General features: G+C 70.5%; 22 protein-coding genes, 1 tRNA gene and 2 pseudogenes. 10 read left to right on the top strand and 15 right to left on the bottom strand.

Features of this window, described 5'->3' with window-relative positions; translation table 11 throughout:
• Positions 1 to 82: 82 nt before the first annotated feature.
• A pseudogene (locus ACESM1_RS19925) lies at positions 83 to 593 on the top strand (transposase); the annotation flags it as partial.
• 431 nt (positions 594 to 1,024) lie between these two features.
• Here ACESM1_RS19925 and ACESM1_RS19915 read toward each other — a convergent pair.
• The 10 genes and pseudogenes from ACESM1_RS19915 to def form a co-directional block, all read right to left on the bottom strand.
• Positions 1,025 to 1,100, bottom strand: a tRNA-Glu gene (locus tag ACESM1_RS19915).
• Positions 1,101 to 1,414: 314 nt separating this feature from the next.
• Positions 1,415 to 1,540 (bottom strand): hypothetical protein, encoded by a 126-nt coding sequence (locus ACESM1_RS19910; RefSeq protein WP_372622957.1) that lies wholly within the window; start codon positions 1,538 to 1,540, stop codon positions 1,415 to 1,417.
• A 102-nt stretch (positions 1,541 to 1,642) separates the two neighbouring features.
• Positions 1,643 to 1,832 (bottom strand): annotated as a pseudogene (locus ACESM1_RS19905) (IS5/IS1182 family transposase); the annotation flags it as partial.
• A 7-nt stretch (positions 1,833 to 1,839) separates the two neighbouring features.
• Positions 1,840 to 2,022: a hypothetical protein gene (locus ACESM1_RS19900; RefSeq protein ID WP_372622952.1), complete on the bottom strand. Its 183-nt coding sequence runs from the start codon at positions 2,020 to 2,022 to the stop codon at positions 1,840 to 1,842.
• A gap of 91 nt (positions 2,023 to 2,113) precedes the next feature.
• Positions 2,114 to 3,592 (bottom strand): DEAD/DEAH box helicase, encoded by a 1,479-nt coding sequence (locus tag ACESM1_RS19895; protein WP_372622951.1) that lies wholly within the window; start codon positions 3,590 to 3,592, stop codon positions 2,114 to 2,116.
• A 274-nt stretch (positions 3,593 to 3,866) separates the two neighbouring features.
• Positions 3,867 to 4,145 (bottom strand): acylphosphatase, encoded by a 279-nt coding sequence (locus tag ACESM1_RS19890; RefSeq protein WP_372622950.1) that lies wholly within the window; start codon positions 4,143 to 4,145, stop codon positions 3,867 to 3,869.
• Positions 4,145 to 4,849, bottom strand: a complete 705-nt coding sequence (locus ACESM1_RS19885) for an ATP12 family chaperone protein (protein WP_372622949.1) — start codon at positions 4,847 to 4,849, stop codon at positions 4,145 to 4,147. Before ACESM1_RS19885 ends, ACESM1_RS19890 begins: the two co-directional genes overlap by 1 nt.
• Before the next feature lie 19 nt (positions 4,850 to 4,868).
• Positions 4,869 to 5,408 (bottom strand): hypothetical protein, encoded by a 540-nt coding sequence (locus ACESM1_RS19880; protein ID WP_372622948.1) that lies wholly within the window; start codon positions 5,406 to 5,408, stop codon positions 4,869 to 4,871.
• Positions 5,409 to 5,578: 170 nt separating this feature from the next.
• Positions 5,579 to 6,166 carry a COQ9 family protein gene (locus ACESM1_RS19875; protein ID WP_372622947.1) on the bottom strand — a complete coding sequence of 196 codons (588 nt, stop codon included), beginning with the start codon at positions 6,164 to 6,166 and terminating at the stop codon, positions 5,579 to 5,581.
• Positions 6,163 to 6,687, bottom strand: coding sequence for a peptide deformylase (gene def, locus ACESM1_RS19870; protein WP_372622946.1), 525 nt, complete (start codon positions 6,685 to 6,687; stop codon positions 6,163 to 6,165). Before def ends, ACESM1_RS19875 begins: the two co-directional genes overlap by 4 nt.
• A 188-nt stretch (positions 6,688 to 6,875) precedes the next feature.
• On the opposite strand from def, the gene rpsU reads away from it, so the two are divergent.
• From rpsU to ACESM1_RS19845, 5 genes are all read left to right on the top strand, one after another.
• Positions 6,876 to 7,079, top strand: a complete 204-nt coding sequence (gene rpsU / locus ACESM1_RS19865) for a 30S ribosomal protein S21 (protein ID WP_007006360.1) — start codon at positions 6,876 to 6,878, stop codon at positions 7,077 to 7,079.
• A gap of 280 nt (positions 7,080 to 7,359) precedes the next feature.
• Complete coding sequence (locus ACESM1_RS19860; protein ID WP_372622945.1) at positions 7,360 to 8,733, top strand: putative bifunctional diguanylate cyclase/phosphodiesterase; 1,374 nt, start codon at positions 7,360 to 7,362, stop codon at positions 8,731 to 8,733.
• Complete coding sequence (locus ACESM1_RS19855) at positions 8,730 to 9,149, top strand: BLUF domain-containing protein (RefSeq protein ID WP_372622944.1); 420 nt, start codon at positions 8,730 to 8,732, stop codon at positions 9,147 to 9,149. The genes ACESM1_RS19860 and ACESM1_RS19855 overlap by 4 nt, the downstream gene beginning before the upstream one ends.
• A 103-nt stretch (positions 9,150 to 9,252) precedes the next feature.
• Positions 9,253 to 10,812: a family 16 glycosylhydrolase gene (locus ACESM1_RS19850; RefSeq protein ID WP_372622943.1), complete on the top strand. Its 1,560-nt coding sequence runs from the start codon at positions 9,253 to 9,255 to the stop codon at positions 10,810 to 10,812.
• Positions 10,813 to 10,979: 167 nt separating this feature from the next.
• A complete protein-coding gene (locus tag ACESM1_RS19845) occupies positions 10,980 to 11,540 on the top strand; it encodes a hypothetical protein (RefSeq protein WP_372622942.1) in 561 nt (186 codons plus the stop codon).
• 30 nt (positions 11,541 to 11,570) lie between these two features.
• Here ACESM1_RS19845 and ACESM1_RS19840 read toward each other — a convergent pair whose 3' ends face one another.
• Genes ACESM1_RS19840 through ACESM1_RS19830 form a run of 3 tightly spaced genes read right to left on the bottom strand, consistent with a single transcriptional unit; the run spans position 11,571 to position 14,521 of the window.
• Positions 11,571 to 12,977: an NAD(P)(+) transhydrogenase (Re/Si-specific) subunit beta gene (locus ACESM1_RS19840; protein WP_372622941.1), complete on the bottom strand. Its 1,407-nt coding sequence runs from the start codon at positions 12,975 to 12,977 to the stop codon at positions 11,571 to 11,573.
• Between the two features lie 4 nt (positions 12,978 to 12,981).
• Positions 12,982 to 13,377 (bottom strand): NAD(P) transhydrogenase subunit alpha, encoded by a 396-nt coding sequence (locus ACESM1_RS19835; protein ID WP_372622940.1) that lies wholly within the window; start codon positions 13,375 to 13,377, stop codon positions 12,982 to 12,984.
• 13 nt (positions 13,378 to 13,390) lie between these two features.
• Positions 13,391 to 14,521 (bottom strand): Re/Si-specific NAD(P)(+) transhydrogenase subunit alpha, encoded by a 1,131-nt coding sequence (locus ACESM1_RS19830; RefSeq protein ID WP_372622939.1) that lies wholly within the window; start codon positions 14,519 to 14,521, stop codon positions 13,391 to 13,393.
• Between the two features lie 135 nt (positions 14,522 to 14,656).
• Between ACESM1_RS19830 and ACESM1_RS19825 the strand changes: the two genes are divergently transcribed.
• Genes ACESM1_RS19825 through ACESM1_RS19810 form a run of 4 tightly spaced genes read left to right on the top strand, consistent with a single transcriptional unit; the run spans position 14,657 to position 17,034 of the window.
• A complete protein-coding gene (locus ACESM1_RS19825) occupies positions 14,657 to 15,427 on the top strand; it encodes a DUF3891 family protein (protein WP_372622938.1) in 771 nt (256 codons plus the stop codon).
• A gap of 25 nt (positions 15,428 to 15,452) precedes the next feature.
• Positions 15,453 to 16,292, top strand: a complete 840-nt coding sequence (locus ACESM1_RS19820) for a class I SAM-dependent methyltransferase (RefSeq protein WP_372622937.1) — start codon at positions 15,453 to 15,455, stop codon at positions 16,290 to 16,292.
• Between the two features lie 11 nt (positions 16,293 to 16,303).
• Complete coding sequence (locus tag ACESM1_RS19815) at positions 16,304 to 16,828, top strand: DUF1194 domain-containing protein (protein ID WP_372622936.1); 525 nt, start codon at positions 16,304 to 16,306, stop codon at positions 16,826 to 16,828.
• Positions 16,825 to 17,034: a PEP-CTERM sorting domain-containing protein gene (locus ACESM1_RS19810; protein WP_372622935.1), complete on the top strand. Its 210-nt coding sequence runs from the start codon at positions 16,825 to 16,827 to the stop codon at positions 17,032 to 17,034. The genes ACESM1_RS19815 and ACESM1_RS19810 overlap by 4 nt, the downstream gene beginning before the upstream one ends.
• A 59-nt stretch (positions 17,035 to 17,093) precedes the next feature.
• Here the strand turns inward: ACESM1_RS19810 and ACESM1_RS19805 are convergent, their stop codons facing one another.
• Entirely contained in the window at positions 17,094 to 18,461 is a 1,368-nt protein-coding gene (locus ACESM1_RS19805) for an ABC1 kinase family protein (RefSeq protein WP_372622934.1), read from the bottom strand.
• Positions 18,458 to 20,311, bottom strand: a complete 1,854-nt coding sequence (locus tag ACESM1_RS19800; protein WP_372622956.1) for a M3 family oligoendopeptidase — start codon at positions 20,309 to 20,311, stop codon at positions 18,458 to 18,460. The genes ACESM1_RS19805 and ACESM1_RS19800 overlap by 4 nt, the downstream gene beginning before the upstream one ends.
• Between the last annotated feature and the right edge of the window lie 16 nt (positions 20,312 to 20,327).

Genomic DNA, 20,327 nt, shown 5'->3' with positions numbered 1-20,327 from the left:
CCAGGGAGAAGATCATGCGCCACTGACCACAACAGACACGCCCAACGGCTCGAACAGCCAGCGCCGTCTGTCAGATCAAGTCCTGGCTAATACACCCGAGGCGATCGCCGCCGTCTTCCCGAAGACCCAGGTCCAGGCCTGCGTCGTCCACCTCATCCGCAACTCGCTCGACTTCGTCTCCTACAAGGACCGCAAGGCCGTGGCCGCGGCGCTGAAGGAGGTCTACCGCGCCCGCACTGCCGAGCTGGGCCAGGCGGCGCTGGACGCCTTCGACGAAGGGCCCTGGGGCCGCAAATACCCGGTCATCGCGCAGTCCTGGCGGCGGCACTGGACGGAGGTGATCCCGTGTCTATGCCTTTCCCGCCGACGTGCGCCGGATCATCTACACCACGAATTCCATCGAGGCCCTCAACGCCAAGCTGCGACGCGCCGTCCGGGCACGCGGCCACTTCCCGACCGACGAGGCCGTCCTCAAGCTGCTGTTCCTGGTCTTGAACCTCGCCGCCAAGGAGTGGAGGATGCCTGCACGGGAATGGACCGCCGCCAAAGCGCAGTTCGCCATCCTCTTCGAGGATCGCTTCACCGCCACCTGATCATCGCGGTCCCACACGAAATTCCTGACAGTCCCGTCGGAGACATCTCCTCGTGCCCGCCACTTGGCGATGGTCTTTGGGTTCACGCCATGGCGGCGGGCCAGGGCCCTCAGGCTCTCTTGACTATGCTGGATCGCGCGACGGACCGCCTCTGTCGTCCGGGCGCAGCCGTGAAGAACCTGGCCCATAGCGCATCCCTCCATGCCGGGGAGAAGACTGCACCATCAAAGCCTGGGACCAAACAGCTAGAGCGCGCGGCGGCTCAGCGCAGCATCACCTCCGCGCCGCGCGCATCGCGCAGTAGCCCTGCGGGGTAGCGCCTTCTCTCAGGCTGACGCCGCCACGCAAGCAGAGCGTGGGGGTAGGGATGGGGGTAGAAAGGGAAGTGGCGCTTCAAACTCGGCTGAAATCAAGCGCACAGGTGCAAAAGTTGGCGTCCCCTAGGGGATTCGAACCCCTGTTGCCGCCGTGAGAGGGCGGTGTCCTAGGCCTCTAGACGAAGGGGACCCGGGTCAAGCATCGTCGCCGGCTAGCCAGCGACGAGGCGCGTGTTTAGCCGGGCGGTGCCGCCGGATCAACCCCGGCGGCCCGTCTTTTCGCGGACGGCTTCTGCGCAGGCGACGACAGGCATCGGAACAGTTGTAGACGTTCCGACCTTACCCGACGGACGTTTGATCTGGCGTGGTGGGTGTCCGCCGGATCGAGACTGTCGGAGTGCACGGCTACGGCACGAAGAGCGAATGTGCACGTGATCTGATTCGCAAGGAGCAGGCCGCCAGGCGCTACGCAGCCTTCTGCTGGACGGCGCGGCCTCAGCACGCTCAGCGCCGGCGGATGCCGCGTTTTTGCGCCAACGCGCACGAGACCAGCGGGTAGACCGGTTCCAGCGGGCGGGCCTGCCAGGTGGCGATCTCGTCCAGCACGGCATCGGTGACCGCGCTGACCAAAGCGCTTCACTCGCGCCATGGCCTGACCGTGTCGTTCAACCGACCGGACGCACACAGAATTCCCGACACTCCCCGTCGATGGTTTCCGCGGCCGTGTATCCGCGATAGCTGGGGACGGCCTTTGCCGATGTTCATTACCGCGTGCGCCACGATCAGGTGGGGCTTCGTGTCGACAGCGGCCTGCACCTTGTGGCCAACCAGGCCCGGTGCCCTTGCCACTCGTCGCCATCGCGCGGGCGTCAGGGGCCGTCGGCGAGACCTGTCCATCCGGTGCGGCAAGGGCCGCTGCCTCGCCCTGACTACGGCCCGTCCTCCTCCACCTCCCAACCCTGCGCCAGATATTTCGCCAACACCTGTTCGTGCCGGTCCTCAGGGTAGGACTCGATCACCTCGTCCTCGCCATCCAGCACCTCGGTGCCGGTGGCGGTGGTGACAATGACCAGGGTGTCGAGTTCACCCTTCATCAGGACGGTTTCGCGCATCGGTCGGGCCGGTAGGAGCGTTGGTCGGGCCGCCGCCCAGACCCTGCCCCGCACATTGTCGGGACAGGGAGCAGAGGCGGGATGAGGGTCGTCAGCTCCGGCGGAGGAAGGCCGGGGCGGCGGCGCCGTCGCGGAAATCGGCGTCACGCCAGTTCCGGTCCTTCCGCTCCGGCTGCGCAGCGGCGGCGGGACGCCGCACCGGGGCGTCGCCGCCACGCGGTGCGGAAGAATTCACGCCGCGCGGCGCGGAAGAAGCCACGCCACGCGGCGCGCCACCACCGCCACCACGCGGCGCCGAGCCCTGCGGCTGCGAACCGCGATGGCCATCGCGGCGCTGGCCCTGGCCCTGCTGCGGGCGGCGCTGCTGCTGCGGACGACCGCGGCCGCCAGCGGGCTTCACCGCATCGGGACGACCGGCCATCCGGCGCATGTTGATCGAGACGTCGTCGCGCCGATCCTCGCTCGGGATCTCCTGGCGGATCAGCTTCTCGACGCCCTGCAGCTTCTCCCGCTCGTCCGGCGCGCAGAGCGCGATGGCGATGCCGGAAGCACCCGCGCGCGCGGTGCGGCCGATACGGTGGACATAGGCCTCGGCGGTGTCGGGCATGTCGTGCTGGATCACATGCGTGACGCCGTCCACGTCGATGCCGCGGGCGGCGATGTCGGTGGCGACCAGCACCGGCGCGCGGCCGGTGCGGAACTCGGCCAGCGCGCGCTCGCGCTGGGACTGGCCCTTGTTGCCGTGGATGGCATTGGCCTGGATGCCGTCGGCGGCCAGGTTCTTCACCACCTTGTCGGCGCCGTGCTTGGTGCGCGCGAAGACCAGCGCACGGCCGACCCCCTCGCCGCGCAGCAGCTCCGCCAGCACGCGGCGCTTGCCGGAGGCCTCGACGAAGATCAGCTTCTGCTCGACCTTGTCCACGGTGCTGGCGACGGGCGTGACCTCGACCCGCAGCGGATCCTTCAGGATCTCGCCGGCCAGGCGCGCCACCTCGGCGGGCATGGTGGCGGAGAAGAACATGGTCTGCCGCTGCGCCGGCAGCCGCGGCAGCATGCGGCGGATGGCGGGCCAGAAGCCCTTGTCGAGCATCTGGTCGGCCTCATCCAGCACCAGCGTCTCGATACGGTCGAGCCGCGCCGAACCCTGGTCGAGATGGTCCTGCAGGCGGCCCGGCGTGGCGACCAGGATGTCGAGGCCGCGGGCGAGCGCGCTGCGCTGCGGGCCGTAGCCGACGCCGCCGAACACCACGGCGACCGAAAGGCCGAGGTGGCGGCCATAGGCCTTCAGGCTGTCGGCGATCTGGCTGGCGAGCTCGCGCGTCGGCGAGAGGATCAGCGCGCGGCAGCCACCGCGCGGCGGGCGGCCGCCGGCATTCGCCAGGCGATGCAGCAGCGGCAGGCCGAAGGCGGCAGTCTTGCCGGTGCCGGTCTGGGCGATGCCGAGGAGGTCGCGGCCGGCAAGCGCGGAAGGAATGGCGTCGCGCTGGATCGGGGTGGGGGTGGTGTAACCCTCCTCGGCAAGCGCCTGGAGGAGGCGGCCATCGAGGCCGAGATCAGTAAAGGAAGACATGGGAGACAATTCGAATCCGCTCATGCCGCCACGCCGGCCTTGCCGTACGCGGGCGGTGGGTGCGGTGCGGCCCGCGTGGTGGGGCCGCTCCTGAGGTGTCGGGGCCGGCCTGCCGGCGGATGCGCCACAAGCCTTCAACACATGCACCCGGCTCCAGACCGATCGCCCCGCTTCTCGGGGAAGGTCCGCTCACGCGGCCGGATGCGGCGGGCAAGCGCCCGCTGACCCCGGCTAGATAGGGCAGGATGGTTGACGAAACAAGCGGAAAGCGGCGTCAGCCATTCCCGCGGCGATGAAAACCGGGTTCGGCGGGCGGATCGGCGGCCAGCCGCTCCTCGATGCGGTCCACGCGCGCCAGCGCCGGGCCGCGTCGGCAGGCGGTGAGCAGCGTGCGCACCGCGCCCTCGTCGCCATCCACCAGCGCCTGCACGCTGCCATCCGGCCGGTTGCGCACCCAGCCATGCAGGCCGAGCCGGTTGGCCTCGCGGATCATCCAGTCGCGATAGCCCACCCCCTGCACGCGCCCCTCGATGCGGAGCAGGCGGGCGGCCATCAGGCGCGCGCCAGGGCGATCAGCCGGGCAGCCAGCTCCACCTCGGCGGCGATGCCGGCGCGGCGCGCCTCGGCCTCGGAATCCAGGCCCCAGAACTCCTCCTGGAAGCGCTCGTCGAGCGTGGCCAGCGCATGTGCCTCCACCGCGTCCAGCCGGCCCGCGGCCAGCGCCAGCGCCAGCACCAGCGAGCCGAGCGAGGGCACCAGGATCCCGAGTGCGGCGATCTCCACCGGCGGCAGCGCCGCCACCGCCCGCCTCAGCGCGGCCACCGCCTGCGGATCCTGCGCCACCGGCATCACCCCGGCGGTGGTCCGCAGCGGCGCATCCAGCGTCAACGCTGCCCAGGCGAGCAGCGGGTCCCAGGCCGCCGCCTGGCGCTCCGCCAGGCGCGGCTCCTCGGCACGGTAGCAGAGCAGGTCGGTCTCGCCGTACCGCGCCAGCGCGGCGACGGTCGGCGCCGGGTCGGGCGCGATGCGCTCCTCCGCGGTGCCGACCAGACGGGTCAGCGGCACGTCATCCGGCGCGAAGTTGCCGTCCTTGGCGCCTCCGGCGGCGTTCCACTCGGCGCCGATCGCCTCGGCCAGCGCGCGACCGGGGATGCCGAGCGGCGTGCCGCCGGGCAGCCGCACCGGCCTGCCGTCGAGCAGCACGGTGAAGCGCCCTTCGGTCTCGGCGGCCTCGGCCTTGTCCCAGAAGCGCTTCATCGGTCCGCGGCGCTGCTCCTCAGCGGGTCGCGGCGGCCGAGCGGGTGCGCGCGGCCGGGCGGGTGGCGCGGGCGGGCGCGCTGGCCGGGCAGGTCGGCGCGGCGAGCGGGTTCAGCACGTTGCGCTCCACGGCCAGTTCCGCGAGGCCCTGCACGTCGCGCTGCGCCAAGGCGAGGCCGAACAGGGGCGTGACCAGCGGGCAGTAGTGCGAGCCGGCGCGGATGCCGTCCTGGGAGTGGTCGTTGGCGAGCTGGGTGATGAACCCGTCCAGCGCGCGCTGGTGGCTGCCGCCTGCGGTCCGGCGGAAATGTCCCTGGATGCCCCGGTAGGACGCGGCGAGGTCGCCCTGGAACTTGCGGACGAAGGCGTTGTATTCGCCGTCCCGGCCGCAGGCGAGCGCGGCGACCATGAGCTGGCTCTGCAGCGCCCGCACCTCGAACGCGGTGCGTTCGCTGCTCTGCACGCAGGACTGCGCGATGGCAGGCCCCGCAATCACGGCGGCAAGGCCGCCGAGCAGCAGGCGGCGGAAGCTGGTCATGCTGCGAATTCCCTGGCGCATGGGCTATGGTCTCCCCTGTGGGACGCCGCCCGAGGCGCCGGATGGCACCCCCGCGGCCCCCCGGCCGCACGACGTCCCTGAGTCCGCGATGCGTAGCCCAGGCCGCGAGTCGCGGCGAGAGTCTTCGCAGCCCCGCAACGCTCGATCACGCCACACGTTGCGCACCGGGCTCACGCCGCGCGCTGCGCGCGGCGCGGTCGCTGCAGCCGGGCCAGATCGGCGAGCCGCCGCTCCAGGAACGCCCGGGTGGCGGGGAAGCCCGGCTCGTCATCCTGCATCCAGAACGCAAGCGTCGCACCATACACCCCGGCCAGCGTCGCCCGCCTGGTGTACCAGGAGAAATCGGCCGAGGTGTCGCCTGCCGCCGCCCACATCGCATCGGCCGTCCGCGCCACGGTCCGCAGCGCCGAGGCGAGGTTCCAGGGCAGCGATTGCAGCGCCAGCGCCCGGCGGATCGCCTCCTTGTGCGGCTCGCCCTGCTCCAGGCGGATGGTGATGACGCGGCGGATGCGGGCGGGGATGCGCAAGTCGAGCAGGCCCTCGGCGCGCGCCTGCGCCTCCATCTCGCGGTCGGCGAGGTCGCACCAGGCCTCGACCGCCTCGGCCGGGCCGCGGGGGAACAGCCACTCCACCTCCAGCGGGTCACGGCCGAGATCCCTGAGCCCCGCCTCCAGCGCCGCCCGCGTCCAGCCGCGCGCCGGCACATGCGGCAGCGCCGCCCGGATCGCCGAATCGCGTTCCTCGCTGCGCTCGATCATGGTGCGTCCTCCTGCGGCGCGCGGGCGGCGGCGGCGGCGCGCGCGAGTTCCTCGGTGAAGCCGAACAGCGCGAAATCGGTCATCCGCATGGGGTAGAGCACGCCGTCGAGGTGGTCGTTCTCGTGCTGGATCACCCGCGCGGTCAGCCCCGCCGCCTCGCCTTCCATGGGCTTGCCGGCGATGTCCACGCCGCGGAAGCGGATCCGCGCCGGACGGGTGACGGAGCCGCGAAGGCCGGGGATGGACAGGCACCCCTCCCAGGCGGTCTCGGTCTCCTCGCCGACCGGCTCGACCTGCGGATTGATGAGCGCGATGACGTTGCCGGCGCCGCCGCGCCAGACGAACAGGCGCAGCGGCACATGCACCTGCGGCGCGGCCAGGCCGATGCCCTGCGCGTCCTCCATGGTCTCGGCCATGTCGGCGACCAGCCGGCGGATTTCCGGCGCGGTCGGGTCCGTGACCGGCTCGGCCGGGCGGATCAGGACGGGGTGGCCCATGCGGGCGATCTTCAGGAGGGCCATTGGTGGGGTCCGGCGCTGCGTGGCTTAAGTTAATGCGTCTCGGGCGCTCCGCGAGGCCTTCCTTTCGCAGGGGCGATCATGCTAGTGCATCCGCCTCTTGCGTCGGGGGGCGCCGGGGCATCCCGGAGCTTGCCCCGACTTTTGTGCGTTCCCGTGATCCGTTAACCCAACCAAGGAGGTTGAGCCGCGTGCAGGTCGTCGTCCGCGACAACAACATCGACCAGGCCCTGAAGGCGCTGAAGAAGAAGCTCCAGCGTGAGGGCGTGTTCCGTGAAATGAAGCTCCGCCGCCACTACGAGAAGCCGTCCGAGCGCCGTGCCCGCGAGGCCGCCGAGGCCGTGCGCCGCGCCCGCAAGGTGGAGCGCAAGCGCCTGGAGCGTGAGGGCTTCTGAGCCCTCTCCCGGCCATTCGGGCAGGCCGCTCGCCGTGAGGGCCGCGGCCGGGCACAGGATGCCGGGCATCTGAGCGGGCGTTCCCGGACCGGGAACCGCTCGGCTTCACGACAGAACCGGAACCACCGGGCCCCTGGACGCTTCGGCCGCCACGGCTGAGGCGCGCCTTGGCGTGCCCGCCTGCCCGGATGATGCCCCCCGGCGGGACTTCGCCGAAGATCCCGGCGGCGTTTACCTGCTGTTCGTCCTCCTCTGCGAAAAATCACGGGAGGAGCACAGCATGAATCAATCCTTGACGCCGCTGCGGCGCCCCGCCGCCCCGCCCGACGATGCGGAGCTGCTCGCCCGCAGCACCGACACCCTCACCGGCCTGCTGACCCGCGACACCTTCATCGAGGCGCTGACGCGGCGCATCGCCGATGGGGTCGGGGTTCCGCGCCCCTTCGCCCTGCTCGCCATCGACCTCGACCGCTTCAAGTCGGTGAACGATACGCTCGGCCATCCGGTGGGCGATGCGCTGCTGCGCGCAGCCGGGCGGCGGATGCGCGCCTGCATCCGCGGCGGCGACCTCGCCGGGCGGATCGGCGGCGATGAGTTCGCCATCCTGCTGCCGCACATGGCCACCGAGACCGAGGCCACCGGCCTTGCCGCGCGGCTGGTCGAGCTGATGGCGCGGCCCTTCCTGCTCGACGGCCACACGGTGGTCGCGGGGTGCAGCATCGGCATCGCCGTCTTCCCCGACGATGCGCATGATTCCACCGGGCTGCTGCGCTGCGCCGACCTGGCGCTCTACCAGGCCAAGGCCGAGGGGCGCGGCGGCATGCGCCGCTTCGTGCCGGCGCTGCGCGACCGCGCCGATGCCCGCCGGCAGATGGAAAGCGAGCTGCGCGCGGCGATCGCGCTCGGCCAGTTCGAGCTGCACTACCAGCCGCATGTGGACATCTCGAGCGGCCGGGTCGCCGGCTTCGAGGCGCTGCTGCGCTGGCGCCATCCGGCGCGCGGGCTGGTCGCGCCGGGCGAGTTCATCCCCCTCGCCGAGGAGATCGGGCTGATGGTGCCGATCGGCGAGTGGGTGCTGCGCACCGCCTGCCGGGAGGCCGCCGCCTGGCCGGATGAGAACATCTCGGTCTCGGTCAACGTCTCGGCCGCGCAGCTCGCCCGACGCGACCTGGCCGACCAGGTGCGGGCGGCGCTGGACGCCGGCGGCCTGGCGCCGCGCCGGCTGGAGCTGGAGGTCACGGAAACCGCGTTGCTGCACGACACCGCCACCGCGCTCGACAACTGTCGCGCGGTGCGGGCGCTCGGCGTGCGGGTCTCGCTCGACGATTTCGGCACCGGCTATTCCTCGCTCACGCAGCTGCGCGACTTCCCGCTCGACCGCGTGAAGATCGACCGCAGCTTCGTGCTGGAGATCGAGAACCGGCCCGACAGCGCGGCGATCGTGCGCGCGGTGGCGGGGCTCGGCAGCGCGCTCGGGCTGCGCACCACGGCCGAGGGCGTGGAGACGGCGAGCCAGCTGACCGCGCTGCGCGCCAGTGGCTGCACCGATGCGCAGGGCTTCCTGATCAGCCGGCCGATCCCGGCATCCGAGCTCGCCGGGCTGCTGGCCAGCACCAGGCAGGCGGAGACGGAGAAAGTGGAGAGCATGGCATGAGCGCTTCCAGCAACCCGCTGCGCCGGGTGGTCTATGTCAGTCACGTCGTCTCCGATGCGCTGCCGGGTGGGCGGACGATGCTGGAGGACATCCTGGCCGCCGCGCGCCGGAACAATTCGCGCGTGGGCGTGACCGGCGCGCTGCTCTACAGCAACCGGCGCTTCGCCCAGGTGCTGGAAGGCCCGCCCGACGCCGTCGAGCAGATCTTCGAGACCATCCAGTGCGACCCGCGGCACGACCATGTCGCCGTGATCGAGGTGAGCGCACCCGAGTCCCGCGCCTTCGCCGACTGGTCCATGGCCTTCGCCGAGGCGCCGGAGGTGCACCCGGAGCAGCTCGACAGTCCAGAGGCGGCGGAACAGCTGGTCGGCCTGCTGCAGGCCGCGATCCGCAACACCGAGGCCGCGGCGGCGTGAGCCAGCGTTCCGGGCGCCGCAACATGTCCGGAGGCGGAAGGTTCGCGAACCGCAGGACCGTTGCTTCGCTTGCGTTGCGTCAACACGCAACGGACACGAGGCCTTGGGTACCTTCACGAACGAGAACCCCACGCCGCTCGATCCCAGCGGCTGGCAGCTGACCTTCTCCGATGGTTTCGATGGCGCGTATCTGGACCGCGCCGCCTGGCCGATCCTGTTCAACGGCAGCCGCTACTGGAACAACGCGTTCGAGTGGCGGGCGGAGAATGTCATCGTCTGGGATGGTGAGCTGACGGTCAGCAGCATCGCCTCGCCCTCCGGCTGGACCGCGGGCGGGGTGAACATGGGCTGGAACGGCCAACTCTACGGGCGCTGGGAGGTGCGCGCCCGGCTCGACGAAGGAAAGGGCACCAGCGCGGCGATCCTGCTCTGGCCGACCGACGGGGAATACCCGCCGGAGATCGACCTGATGGAATCGCCCGACCCGGGGCGCACCATCACCTCCATGACCGTCCACAGCGAGGGCTTCGCGGACGCACAAGGGCACCAGGTCTTCTCCGACGCCAGTGAGTGGCACACCTATGCGGTGGACTGGCTGCCGGGGCGGATCACCTTCTACATCGACGGCGTCGAGCGCTGGAGCACCACGAAAGGCGTCCCGGACGAGCCGATGGCGCTCGGCTTCATGAGCTTCGTCGCCGCTTCGGGAGACGAATGGTTCGGCGGCGCGCCGGATGCCTCCACGCCGGGGCTGGTCTCGCTGCATGTGGACTGGGCGCGGATCTGGACTCCGGACGAGCTTCATCCGGGCGAAGCGCCGCCGCTGCAGTACCGCGAGGGCGCGACCTGGTCCGCGGCCCCGGACCAGGTGGATACCGGGGTGCGCTCGCTCGATGGGGAGCGCTACGCGGCCAGTTGGAACCGTGCGGAGTGGGGCGCGGTTGGCGGCGTGTGGCTGGATTCGGCGCTGTCCTGGGTGCCGGGCACCGCGAGCCGCCTGCTCTTCGCAAATTTCGAGGAGGCGCATCTCGCGCTCGACGACGCGCCGATGGGCCTCGAGGTGAAGGTGATCGGCGCGGCGACCGGGGTGATGATCACCGGCAACGGCGCCGACGACGTCACCTGGCTCGCGCATGCCGACAGCGCCTCGCGCCAGATGCCGACCGGCATTGCGCTGCGGGGTGGCGACGACACGCTGCTGGTGACCACGCCGGCGACGTCGTCGCTCTGGCAGCCCTTTGCTTGGGGCGGGCGGTGGAACGCGGATTACGACGGCAGGCTCAGCCGGATCCATGCCAGCGGCAATGAAGGCAACGACCGCATCGAGGTGCAGGCGCAGGTGCTGCTGGTCGCCCATGGCGGCACCGGCAACGATACCCTCATCGGCGGCGGCGGGGCCGACACGCTGCGCGGCGCCGAAGATGCGGACGAACTGACCGGCGGCGGCGGCCGCGACACCTTCTTCTGGCAGCCTGGGGAGGGCGGCGACGTGATGCGCGACTTCGCGCCGGGCGTGGACCGCCTCGCGCTGTCCGACATGGACCCGGCCCTGGTCACCACCCAGGCGGCTGCGGGCGGATTGAGCGTCGCCTACCGGGGCGAGGTGCTGGCAGTGCTGCAGGGCGTCACCGCGCTGCAACCGGGGGACATGGTGTTCGGCTGAACCCGCATCGGGGCCGGCGGAGGGGTACGCCCGGCGCCGGCCGAAACGGATGGAACACGCGAAAAGCCAGCGCGAAGCCTTGTTGCCGCGCCGTGAAGCTTGGCGACATCCCTGCGAAACCCACCCGGCGCAGGATCCCTCCAGACCGAAGCCCGGAGGGGACCATCATGGCCAACACGATCCTGCGCATCGCCTGCTTCGTCACCAAGGACGCGGACTGGCGCAACGTGGTCGAGCACTACGCCCGCCGCGCCAACGAGTTGCTGGCGCCGTACGGCATGCAGCTCGGGCACCGCTACGGCACGGGCCCGGTCCTCGCCGACGAGATCGCCTATGCGGGCGACTGCTTCTACAAGGCCGGCGACCCCGGGAGCATGCGGCAGAAGTGCCACCAGCTCTGGCCGAACGGGAAGGGCATTCCGGTAATCGTCTGCAACTTCCCCTCGGGCGACGGCATCAATGGCTGCACCGTCAGCCCCGAGCACGAGGACGCCAACAGCGGGCTGAAGTGGCTGCCCTACATCCTGATCAATGCGCGGAACTTCGTCGCCTCCGGCTCGACGCTGCTGCACGAGCTGATCCACACGACCGGACTTGGCGATGCGCACCACGACGGCGATCCCGGCAGCGTCTTCCACGCGCACGGCAATTCCGCCGCTGCGAAGACACTGAGCCGGAAGCATGCCGACCGGCTGCGCAAGGCGTATTTCGCGGAAGCGGCGGCATGACGCCGCCGCGCCGGGAAGCGGCTGGCGCCGCTACTTCTGCAGCGCCTGCACGATCTCCTGCGTGACCTTCTTCGCATCGCCGAACAGCATCATGGTGTTCGGGCGGAAGAACAGCTCGTTGTCCACGCCGGCATAGCCGGAGCTCATGCCGCGCTTGACGAAGAACACCGTCTTGGCGCGCTCCACGTCCAGAATCGGCATGCCGTAGATCGCGCTGGTCTTGTCGGTCTTCGCCGCCGGATTGGTCACGTCGTTGGCGCCGATCACATAGGCGATGTCGGCATCGGCGAATTCGGGGTTGATGTCCTCGAGCTCGTGGACGTCATCGTAGGGGACGTTGGCCTCGGCCAGCAGCACGTTCATGTGGCCCGGCATGCGGCCCGCCACCGGATGGATGGCGTAGGAGACCTCCACGCCTTCCTTCTTCAGGAGATCCGCCATCTCGCGCACCACCTGCTGCGCCTGCGCCACCGCCATGCCGTAGCCCGGCACCACGATGATCTTCTGCGCGTTCTTCATCATGTAGGCGGCGTCTTCCGGCGAGCCCGCCTTCACCGGCGGGCGGTCGCCCTGCGCGGCACCGGCACCGGCCGTGCCGCCATCGCCACCGAACCCGCCGAGCAGGACGTTGATGATCGAGCGGTTCATCCCCTTGCACATGATGTAGGAGAGGATGGCACCCGAGGCACCGACCAGCGCGCCGGTCACGATCAGCAGCAGGTTGCCGATGGTGAAGCCGATGCCCGCCGCCGCCCAGCCCGAGTAGCTGTTCAGCATCGAGACGACCACCGGCATGTCGGCGCCGCCGATCGGGATGATCAGCAGGAAGCCCAGCGCGAAGGACAGGATCGCGATCAGCCAGAACAGGAACGAACTTCCGGTGGCGACGAAGGCGATCACCAGCACCAGCAGCAGCGCGCCGAGCGCCGCGTTCAGCATGTGCTGGCCCTTGAAGATGATGGGCGCGCCGGACATGCGGCCATCGAGCTTCAGGAAGGCGATGACCGAGCCGGAGAAGGTGATGGCGCCGATCGCCAGGCCGAGCGACATCTCGATCAGCGAGGCCGCCTTGATGTTGCCCGCCACGCCGATGCCGAAGCTTTCCGGCGAGTAGAAGGCTGCGGCGGCGACGAACACCGCCGCCATGCCGACCAGGCTGTGGAAGGCCGCGACCAGCTGCGGCAGCGCCGTCATCTGGATGCGCCGGGCGACGACGGTGCCGATGCTGCCACCGATCGCGAGACCGACGATCACCAGCCCGATCCCGCCCGCGCCCATGCCCGGCCGCAGCAGCGTCGCGGCGATCGCGATGCCCATGCCGATCATGCCGTAGAGGTTGCCCTGGCGGCTGGTCTCGGGATGCGAGAGCCCGCGCAACGCCAGGATGAAGAGGACGGACGCGACCAGGTAGGCCAGCGTCGAGAGCGTGGCGGCCATCGGCTCAGCTCCCCTTCTTCTTGAACATGGCGAGCATGCGTCGCGTCACCATGAAGCCGCCGAAGATGTTCACCGAGGCGAGCGTCACGGCGAGGAAGCCGAAGAACTTCGCGGCGAGGCTGTCGGCGAGGCCGGTGGCGAGGATGGCGCCGACCACGATGACGGAGGAGATCGCGTTGGTCACGCCCATCAGCGGCGAATGCAGCGCCGGCGTCACGTTCCAGACCACGTAGTAGCCGACGAAGCAGGCCATCAGGAAAATGGTGAGAAGGAACAGGAAGGGCTCGGCCGCCGCTGCGACCGGCGCGGCCTGTTCGGCGAGTGCGCGCGCCTGCTCGGCGAGCAGCGCCGCGCGGTCGGACAGCGCCGCCGCCTCGTTGGCGATCTGTTGGGGAGTCATGCGGGCGTGCTCCTCAGGCGGCGGCGAAGGAGGGGTGGACCACGGCGCCCGCGCGGGTCAGCGCGACGCCCTTCACGATGTCATCGCCCTCCGGCAGGACGGGCTTCTTCCCGTCCTTGTCCCAGAAGGTGGTGAGGAAGGTCAGCAGGTTGCGCGCATAGAGGGCGGAGGACGCGGCGGGGATGCGGCCCGGCCAGTTCGACCAGCCGAGGATCTTCACGCCGTTCCCGGTGGTGACCAGCTCGCCCGGCTTCGTCAATGCGACATTGCCGCCGGCATCGGAGGCGATGTCCACGATCACGCTGCCCGGCTTCATCGAGGCGACCATCGCCTCCGTCACCAGCGTCGGCGCCTTGCGGCCCTGCACCAGCGCGGTGGTCACCACGATATCCTGCTTGGCGATGTGGGTCGCGACCACCTCGGCCTGCTTGGCGTAGAACTCGGCCGAGAGCTGCTTGGCGTAGCCGCCGGCGGTCTGCGCGGCCTTGCTCTCCTCGTCCTCGTAGCCGACGAAGCTGGCGCCGAGCGACTTGATCTCCTCCTTCGCCGCGGGCCGGACGTCGGTGGCGGAGACGCGGCCACCGAGGCGCCGCGCGGTGGCGATCGCCTGCAGCCCGGCCACGCCGGCGCCCATGATGAAGACGTTGGCGGCAGGGATGGTGCCGGCTGCGGTCATCAGCATCGGGAAGCCGCGGTCGAACGCAGCCGCCGCCTCGATCACCGCGCGATAGCCCGCCAGGTTCGCCTGGGAGGACAGCACGTCCATGGATTGCGCGCGGGTGATGCGGGGCAGCAGCTCCATGGAGCAGGCATCCACCCCGGCCGCCGCGTAGGCCTTCGCGGCCTCGGCATCGGCCTGCAGCGTGCCGATCAGCAGCGCGCCGCGGGGGATCAGGGCCAGCTCGGCGGGCTCGGGCGCGCGCACCGCCAGCACGATCCCGGCTCCCGCCAGCGCGGCGGCCGGATCGGCGGCGATCTCAGCACCCGCTTCCTTGTAGGCGGCATCGGGGAAGCCCGCATGGAGGCCGGCACCAGATTCGACTGCGACCGTGCAGCCCAGCCCCTGCAACTTCTTCACCGTCTCCGGCGTCGCGGCCACCCGCGTTTCTGCCGCGCGTCGTTCGCGCAGGACCGCCACACGCATCAATTGACCCCCCGGTTGAGGCTAAGGGGCGCGATATGACCCCATGCGCCCGGTCTGGCAAGGCAAGGGATGGCGCGCCGCCGCCTGCGGCGCCATGTTCCGCCGGTTCTGCACCAGGCGAGTGAGGGCCAAGCGATGCTGTTCAGGGACCTGCCCGACGGATCCTGGCTGGCGGTGAGCCAGCCGATGCATGCGCTCGTCTCCGGCCAGATGCTGCGCGCCTGGGGCGCCGCGGGTTTCGCGAAGGCGCATCCCTTCGAGGAGGTGGCGACCGCCGCCGCCCAGCACGACGTCGCCTGGATGGGGTGGGAGACGGCGCCGACGCTCGACCCCACCACCGGCCGCCCGCACAGCTTTCGCCAGGTCGGCGCCCGGGTCCATGCGCCGATGTGGGCCGAGGGGGTGACGCGCGCGGTGGCGAGCTGGGGCCCCTGGGTCGGGCTGCTGGTCAGCCGCCACGGCACGCGCATCTATTCCGCCTATCAGGACCGCCACCGGCTGGACGCCGAGGATGCCGCGGCGGCCGAGACCTATCAGCGCGAGCAGTCCGCCCTGCGCACGAAGCTTCTCGCGCTGGTCGGCGCGACCGAGGCGGAGATGGAGACCGCCGCCGCGCTGGTCGCGGTGACCGACGCGCTCAGCCTGGCCGCCTGCGGCGGCATCGCGACGCTCGGCTGGTCCGGCATGGCCCCGCTGGCCGGGGGCGGCGAAGTACCGCTGCGCCTGGAGGAGGCCGAGGGCGTGATGACCGTGGATCCCTGGCCCTTCGCCCTGCCGGAGGTCGCCCTGAGCTGGACTGCCCGCCGCTTCGCGCCGGGCACGCGCTGGACCGATGCGGGCACGATGCGCGCGGCGCTGGAGGCGGCGCCGGCGAAGCGCATCTCGGCGCGGCTGGTGCCGGGCTGAGATCGAGGGCGCGCGGGGCCAGCCCATGCTGCTGCTGTTCGACGGCGTGAACCGGCTGCGGGCGCGGCTCGGGCCGACCGGCACGCAGATCGTCAACCGGCTGCTGTACGAGGCGATCTACAGCCTGCCGGCGGTGCGGCGCCGCGCCTTCTTCAACAGCGGCTACCACCCGCCGCCCGAGGACATGCCGCCAGCGCCGCCCGGGGCCGGCGCGCCGGTGCAGGCTGCGCTCTACCACTACGCGATACGGGTGCTGACGCGGGGCATCGTGCCGGCGCCGCGGGCCGTGCTGGACATCGGCTGCGGCCTCGGCGGCGGACTGCTCTACGCGGCGGGCGCCTTCCCGGCGGCGCGGCTCTCGGGTCTCGACCAGTCATGGGCGGCGGTCCGGGCGGCGCGGAGCCGCCTGGCGCGGGCCGGCGTGCAGGCGGAGTTGCGCGTGGCGCGCGGCGACGCCATTCCGTTCCCCTCGGGCAGCTTTGACCTGGTAGTGAGCATCGGCACCGTCACCTATGTCGGCTACCCGGCCTTCGTCCGCGCGGCGGCGCCGATGGTCGCACGCGGTGGCGCCCTCTCCATCACCGGCGGCATCACCGACACACCGCTGCTCTGGACCCAGGCGCGACTGGCGGCGCTGGGGCGGGAGACCGGCCTGGAGCTGCACGGGTTCGAGGACATCACCCGGAACTGCGTAGCCGCCTTTGCGGAGCAGGCCCCCGCGCATGCGGAGCTGATCGCGCGGCTGCCGCGCTTCCTGCGGGGCGCGGCAGCGGAATGGGCGGTGCTGCCCGGCAGCCGGCGACTGGCGATGTACGAGGCGGGACGGAAGAAGGAATTCGCCGCTGTGTTCCGCAGGCCGGCCTGACGCGCCCAAGCGTGCTTGGCGCCGCCCTGCTGTTCGGCGTCGGCAGCGCCCAGGCGGCGCCGACGACGGCGTTCTGGCGCGCGATGGATGGCTCCGGCAGCATCAGCGCGACCGACTTCACGACGCAGGTCAATGGCTATGTCAGCGCGCTGAACACCTTCTTCACGAACAACAGCGGCGCCTACGGCCAGGTCGCCATCGGCGGCAACATCTTCGGCTCCAAAGTCATCCAGTTCTTCGCGCTGGATGTCATCGACAATGCCGGCGACCTGCTCGCGCTGACCACCGCGATCAGCAACCTCAACACCGATGGCCCGGACGCGGGCACCGCTCCGGATCGCGGAGGTGTGAATACGGGCGGGACGGCGATCGGTGACGTCATCGTCGCGGCCACGACCGCGCTGACGGCGTTCCAGACGGCCCAGGCCATGAACCTGCGCCTGGTCATCGACGTAACGACGGACGGCGCGAACAACACCGGCCTAAACGCGGTGACGCGTCGAACAACGCCACAGCGGCCGGCGTGGATGCCGTGAACTGCCTCGGCTTCGGTGCGGGCGATTGCAGCTTCATCGGCACCAACGGCACCAACTTCGGTGTCGTCAGCATCGCGAACTTCGGAACGGCCCTGACCGCCAAGATCCAGACGGAGATCACCGGCGTGCCGGAACCGATGACGCTTGCGCTGTTCGGGCTGGGCCTTGCCGGCCTCGACGTGGTGGGGCGCCGCCGCGCCGCCTGAGCGGCAGCAGCCCTGAGACCAGGGGCAGCCCCGGCCGGGGCTGCCCTTCCGGCCCGGCTTCAGCCCTTCGGCACCCCCGCCGCTTCCAGCGCCTCCTGTTGGCGCGCGGCGATCTTCGCCTCCTCGAAGTCGTGCACCAGTTCCATGAACATGCGGTGCCAGTTCGCCTCCGCACGCAGCCGGTAGAACACGCTGCCGAGGCCGATCGCCGCGCGGTCCATCAGCGGGAACTCGCGCGGGATCTTCACCCCGCCGGTCCGCTTCAGTCCTTCGTGCACCTGCATCGCGATCCGCCTGCCATACATCGGATCGTCAAGCGGCGTGATGGTGCGCACCTTGTCCTCGACCAGCGGCTCGTAGAGGAACCTGGCCCAGACGTTCAGCACCTCCATCGTTTCCTTGCTGAGGTTCTTGAAGCCCCAGATGCGGTAAGCCTCCGCCGCCTTCTCGATGTCGTGGTCGCGCACCGCCTCGTAGAGCATGATCACGCCGGTCACGAAGCTGGCGGGGAACACCCGGATCACGCCGAAGTCGAACAGGTTGACGCCGAAGCGCACATCGGGATCGGCATCCTCGCGCACCTGGTAGTTGCCGAGATGCGGATCGCCATGGATCACGCCGTAGCGGTAGAAGGGCACGTACCAGGCGCGGAACAGCGCCTTGGCATAGGCCACGCGTTCCTCGGCCGGCGGGTCCTCCTCGAGGCGCCGCAGGATCGGGCGGCCCTCGAGCCAGGTCATGGTCAGCAGACGCCTGGTGGTCAGCTCCGGCACCGCCTCGGGCACGGAGACGCCGGGGATGCCCTTCAGCATCAGGCCATAGAGCCGCATATGCGAGGCCTCGCGCAGGTAGTCGAGTTCCTCGCGCAGCCGCATGGACAGCTCCGTGTAGGCCTCCTCGTTGTCGAGCGTGCTGTCCATCCGCCGGTAGAGGCTGAGCGCGATCTTGAGCTGGCGGAGGTCGGCCTCGACCACGGAGGGCATGTCCGGGTATTGCAGCTTGCAGGCGACCTCGCGGCCGTCATGCAGCGTGGCGCGGTGCACCTGCCCAAGGCTCGCCGCCGCGGCCGCTTCCTGGCCGAACTTCGCGTAGCGGGACTGCCAGGCGGGGCCGAGCTCCGACTGCATCCGCCGACGCACGAAGGCCCAGCCCATCGGCGGGGCGTTGGATTGCAGCGTCGCCAGTTCCTGCGCGTATTCCTCCGGCAGCGCCTCCGGCACGGTAGCCAGGAACTGCGCCACCTTCATCAGCGGGCCCTTCAGCCCGCCGAGCACCTGCTTGAGGCTCTCCGCATGTGCGTTCTTGTCGGCCTTGATGCCGAGGAAACGCTGGCCCGCGACACGCGCGGCAACGCCACCGACCGCGCCGGAGGTACGCACCATCCGGCGCATCTCGCCGAACAGCGTCGATTCCTTTCGGTCGCTCATGCGACGGTGTCGCGATCGGCGTCGCGCGAGGAACCCTCGAGTTCGTCGATGAAGCCGGCGATGACGTCGAGACCCTTGTGCCAGAAGGCCGGATCGGAGGCGTCGAGGCCGAAGGGTGCCAGCAGCTCCTTGTGCCGCTTGGTGCCGCCGGCCTTCAGCATCTCGAGGTATTTCTGCTGGAAGCCGGGATGGCCTTCGCGGAACACGCCGTAGAGCGCGTTCACCAGGCAATCCCCGAAGGCGTAGGCGTACACGTAGAACGGCGTGTGCACGAAGTGCGGGATGTAGGCCCAATAGACGCTGTAGTCCGGCGTGAAGTCGAAGGCCGGGCCCAGGCTTTCGGTCTGTACCTGCATCCAGATCTCGCCGATGCGCTCATGCGCGATCTCGCCCTTGCGGCGCTCATCGTGCAGCAGCGTCTCGAAGCGGTAGAAAGCGATCTGGCGCACCACCGTGTTCAGCATGTCCTCCACCTTGGAGGCCAGCAGCGCGCGTCGGCGCTTCGGATCGGTCTCGGCGTCGAGCAGCGCCCGGAAGGTCATCATCTCGCCGAACACGCTCGCCGTCTCGGCCAGCGTCAGCGGCGTGGAGGACAGCAGGTAGCCCTGCTCGCCGGCGAGGATCTGGTGCACGCCATGGCCCAGCTCATGCGCCAGCGTCATCACGTCGCGCGTCTTGCCGTGGTAGTTCACCAGCAGATAGGGGTGCACCGACGGCACGGTGGGATGCGCGAAGGCACCGCTGGCCTTGCCCGGCCGCAGCGCCGCATCCACCCAGGGCTTGTCGAAGAAGCGCCGGCCGATCGCGGCCAGCTCGGGGCTGAAGGCGCCGTAGCTGTCCAGCACGCACTTCGTCGCATCCGGCCAGGCGATGGTCTTGTCGTCCTGGTCGGGCAGCGGCGCGTTGCGGTCCCAGTGCTTCAGCTTCTCGAGGCCCAGCCACTTCGCCTTCATCGCGTAGTAGCGGTGGCTGAGGCGGGGGAAGCTTTCGCGCACGGCGGTGACGAGCGCGTCCACCACCTCGTCCTCCACCATGTTGGCGCGGTTGCGCGCGCTGGTGGGACGCGGGTAGTGGCGCCAGCCGTCGATGATCTCCTTGTCCTTGGCCAGGACGTTGGTGATCAGGCTGAACAGCCGCACCTTGTCGCCGAACGCCTCGGAGACGCCCTGCGCCGCCGCCGCGCGCACCTCGCGCGAGTGGTCGGAGAGCTTGTTCAGGGCGGAGGAGACGGTGAGCTCCTCGCCGCTGACCTTCACCCGCATGCCGGCGATGGTCTCGTCGAACAGCCGGTTCCAGGCGGAGCGGCCGGTGACCTCCTTCTCGTGCAGAAGCTTCTCCAGCTCGTCGGAAAGCTGGTGCGGGCGGAACACGCGCAGGTCGCGCAGCCAGGGCTGCCAGCGGCGCAGCGCGGCGGAGGCGCCGAGCTTCTGCCCCAGCGCATGCTCCTCCATCCGGTTGATCTCGAGCGTCAGGAACAGCAGGTGCGAGGAGATCGTCGTCACCCGCTCCTGCAGGGTCTGGTAGAAGCGGCCATTGGCCGGATCCTGCGCATCGGCCGAGAACACCAGCTGGCCGTAGGACATGGCGCGGCCGAGCTTCTCCTCGATCGCCTCATACATGGCGATGGCGGCGGCCAGCGCGTCGCCGGACATAGTGCCGACCTTGCCCGCATGGGCGGCCTGGAACGCCTTGGCGTCGGCCTCGGCGGTGTCGAGATCGGCGCCCAGGCGCGGATCGTTCGGCGCCGCATAGAGGTCCGACAGGTCCCAGGCCGGCAGCGCCTCGGCGGTCGCGGCGCCGCCAGGACGCGTGGTATCAAGCGTGCGGATCGGTCGGGAATCGAGGGGAATCGTCACGGTGTCTCTT

This window comes from Falsiroseomonas sp., from assembly GCF_041690465.1.
Lineage (GTDB): Bacteria > Pseudomonadota > Alphaproteobacteria > Acetobacterales > Acetobacteraceae > Falsiroseomonas.
Note: the sequence above shows the minus strand (reverse complement) of the source record. Positions and strands in the feature narration are given on the sequence as shown.

What these genes read in the sequence shown, in the direction of transcription:
- ACESM1_RS19890 (WP_372622950.1), bottom strand. Translation starts at nt 4,145, where the DNA reads ATGGCCGCCCGCCTGCTCCGCATCGAGGGGCGCGTGCAGGGGGTGGGC.
- ACESM1_RS19830 (WP_372622939.1), bottom strand. Translation starts at nt 14,521, where the DNA reads ATGCGTGTGGCGGTCCTGCGCGAACGACGCGCGGCAGAAACGCGGGTG.
- ACESM1_RS19900 (WP_372622952.1), bottom strand. Translation starts at nt 2,022, where the DNA reads ATGCGCGAAACCGTCCTGATGAAGGGTGAACTCGACACCCTGGTCATT.
- ACESM1_RS19885 (WP_372622949.1), bottom strand. Translation starts at nt 4,849, where the DNA reads ATGAAGCGCTTCTGGGACAAGGCCGAGGCCGCCGAGACCGAAGGGCGC.
- ACESM1_RS19845 (WP_372622942.1), top strand. Translation starts at nt 10,980, where the DNA reads ATGGCCAACACGATCCTGCGCATCGCCTGCTTCGTCACCAAGGACGCG.
- ACESM1_RS19835 (WP_372622940.1), bottom strand. Translation starts at nt 13,377, where the DNA reads ATGACTCCCCAACAGATCGCCAACGAGGCGGCGGCGCTGTCCGACCGC.
- ACESM1_RS19825 (WP_372622938.1), top strand. Translation starts at nt 14,657, where the DNA reads ATGCTGTTCAGGGACCTGCCCGACGGATCCTGGCTGGCGGTGAGCCAG.
- def (WP_372622946.1), bottom strand. Translation starts at nt 6,687, where the DNA reads ATGGCCCTCCTGAAGATCGCCCGCATGGGCCACCCCGTCCTGATCCGC.
- ACESM1_RS19875 (WP_372622947.1), bottom strand. Translation starts at nt 6,166, where the DNA reads ATGATCGAGCGCAGCGAGGAACGCGATTCGGCGATCCGGGCGGCGCTG.
- ACESM1_RS19840 (WP_372622941.1), bottom strand. Translation starts at nt 12,977, where the DNA reads ATGGCCGCCACGCTCTCGACGCTGGCCTACCTGGTCGCGTCCGTCCTC.
- ACESM1_RS19855 (WP_372622944.1), top strand. Translation starts at nt 8,730, where the DNA reads ATGAGCGCTTCCAGCAACCCGCTGCGCCGGGTGGTCTATGTCAGTCAC.
- ACESM1_RS19860 (WP_372622945.1), top strand. Translation starts at nt 7,360, where the DNA reads ATGAATCAATCCTTGACGCCGCTGCGGCGCCCCGCCGCCCCGCCCGAC.
- ACESM1_RS19805 (WP_372622934.1), bottom strand. Translation starts at nt 18,461, where the DNA reads ATGAGCGACCGAAAGGAATCGACGCTGTTCGGCGAGATGCGCCGGATG.
- ACESM1_RS19880 (WP_372622948.1), bottom strand. Translation starts at nt 5,408, where the DNA reads ATGCGCCAGGGAATTCGCAGCATGACCAGCTTCCGCCGCCTGCTGCTC.
- ACESM1_RS19895 (WP_372622951.1), bottom strand. Translation starts at nt 3,592, where the DNA reads ATGTCTTCCTTTACTGATCTCGGCCTCGATGGCCGCCTCCTCCAGGCG.
- ACESM1_RS19820 (WP_372622937.1), top strand. Translation starts at nt 15,453, where the DNA reads ATGCTGCTGCTGTTCGACGGCGTGAACCGGCTGCGGGCGCGGCTCGGG.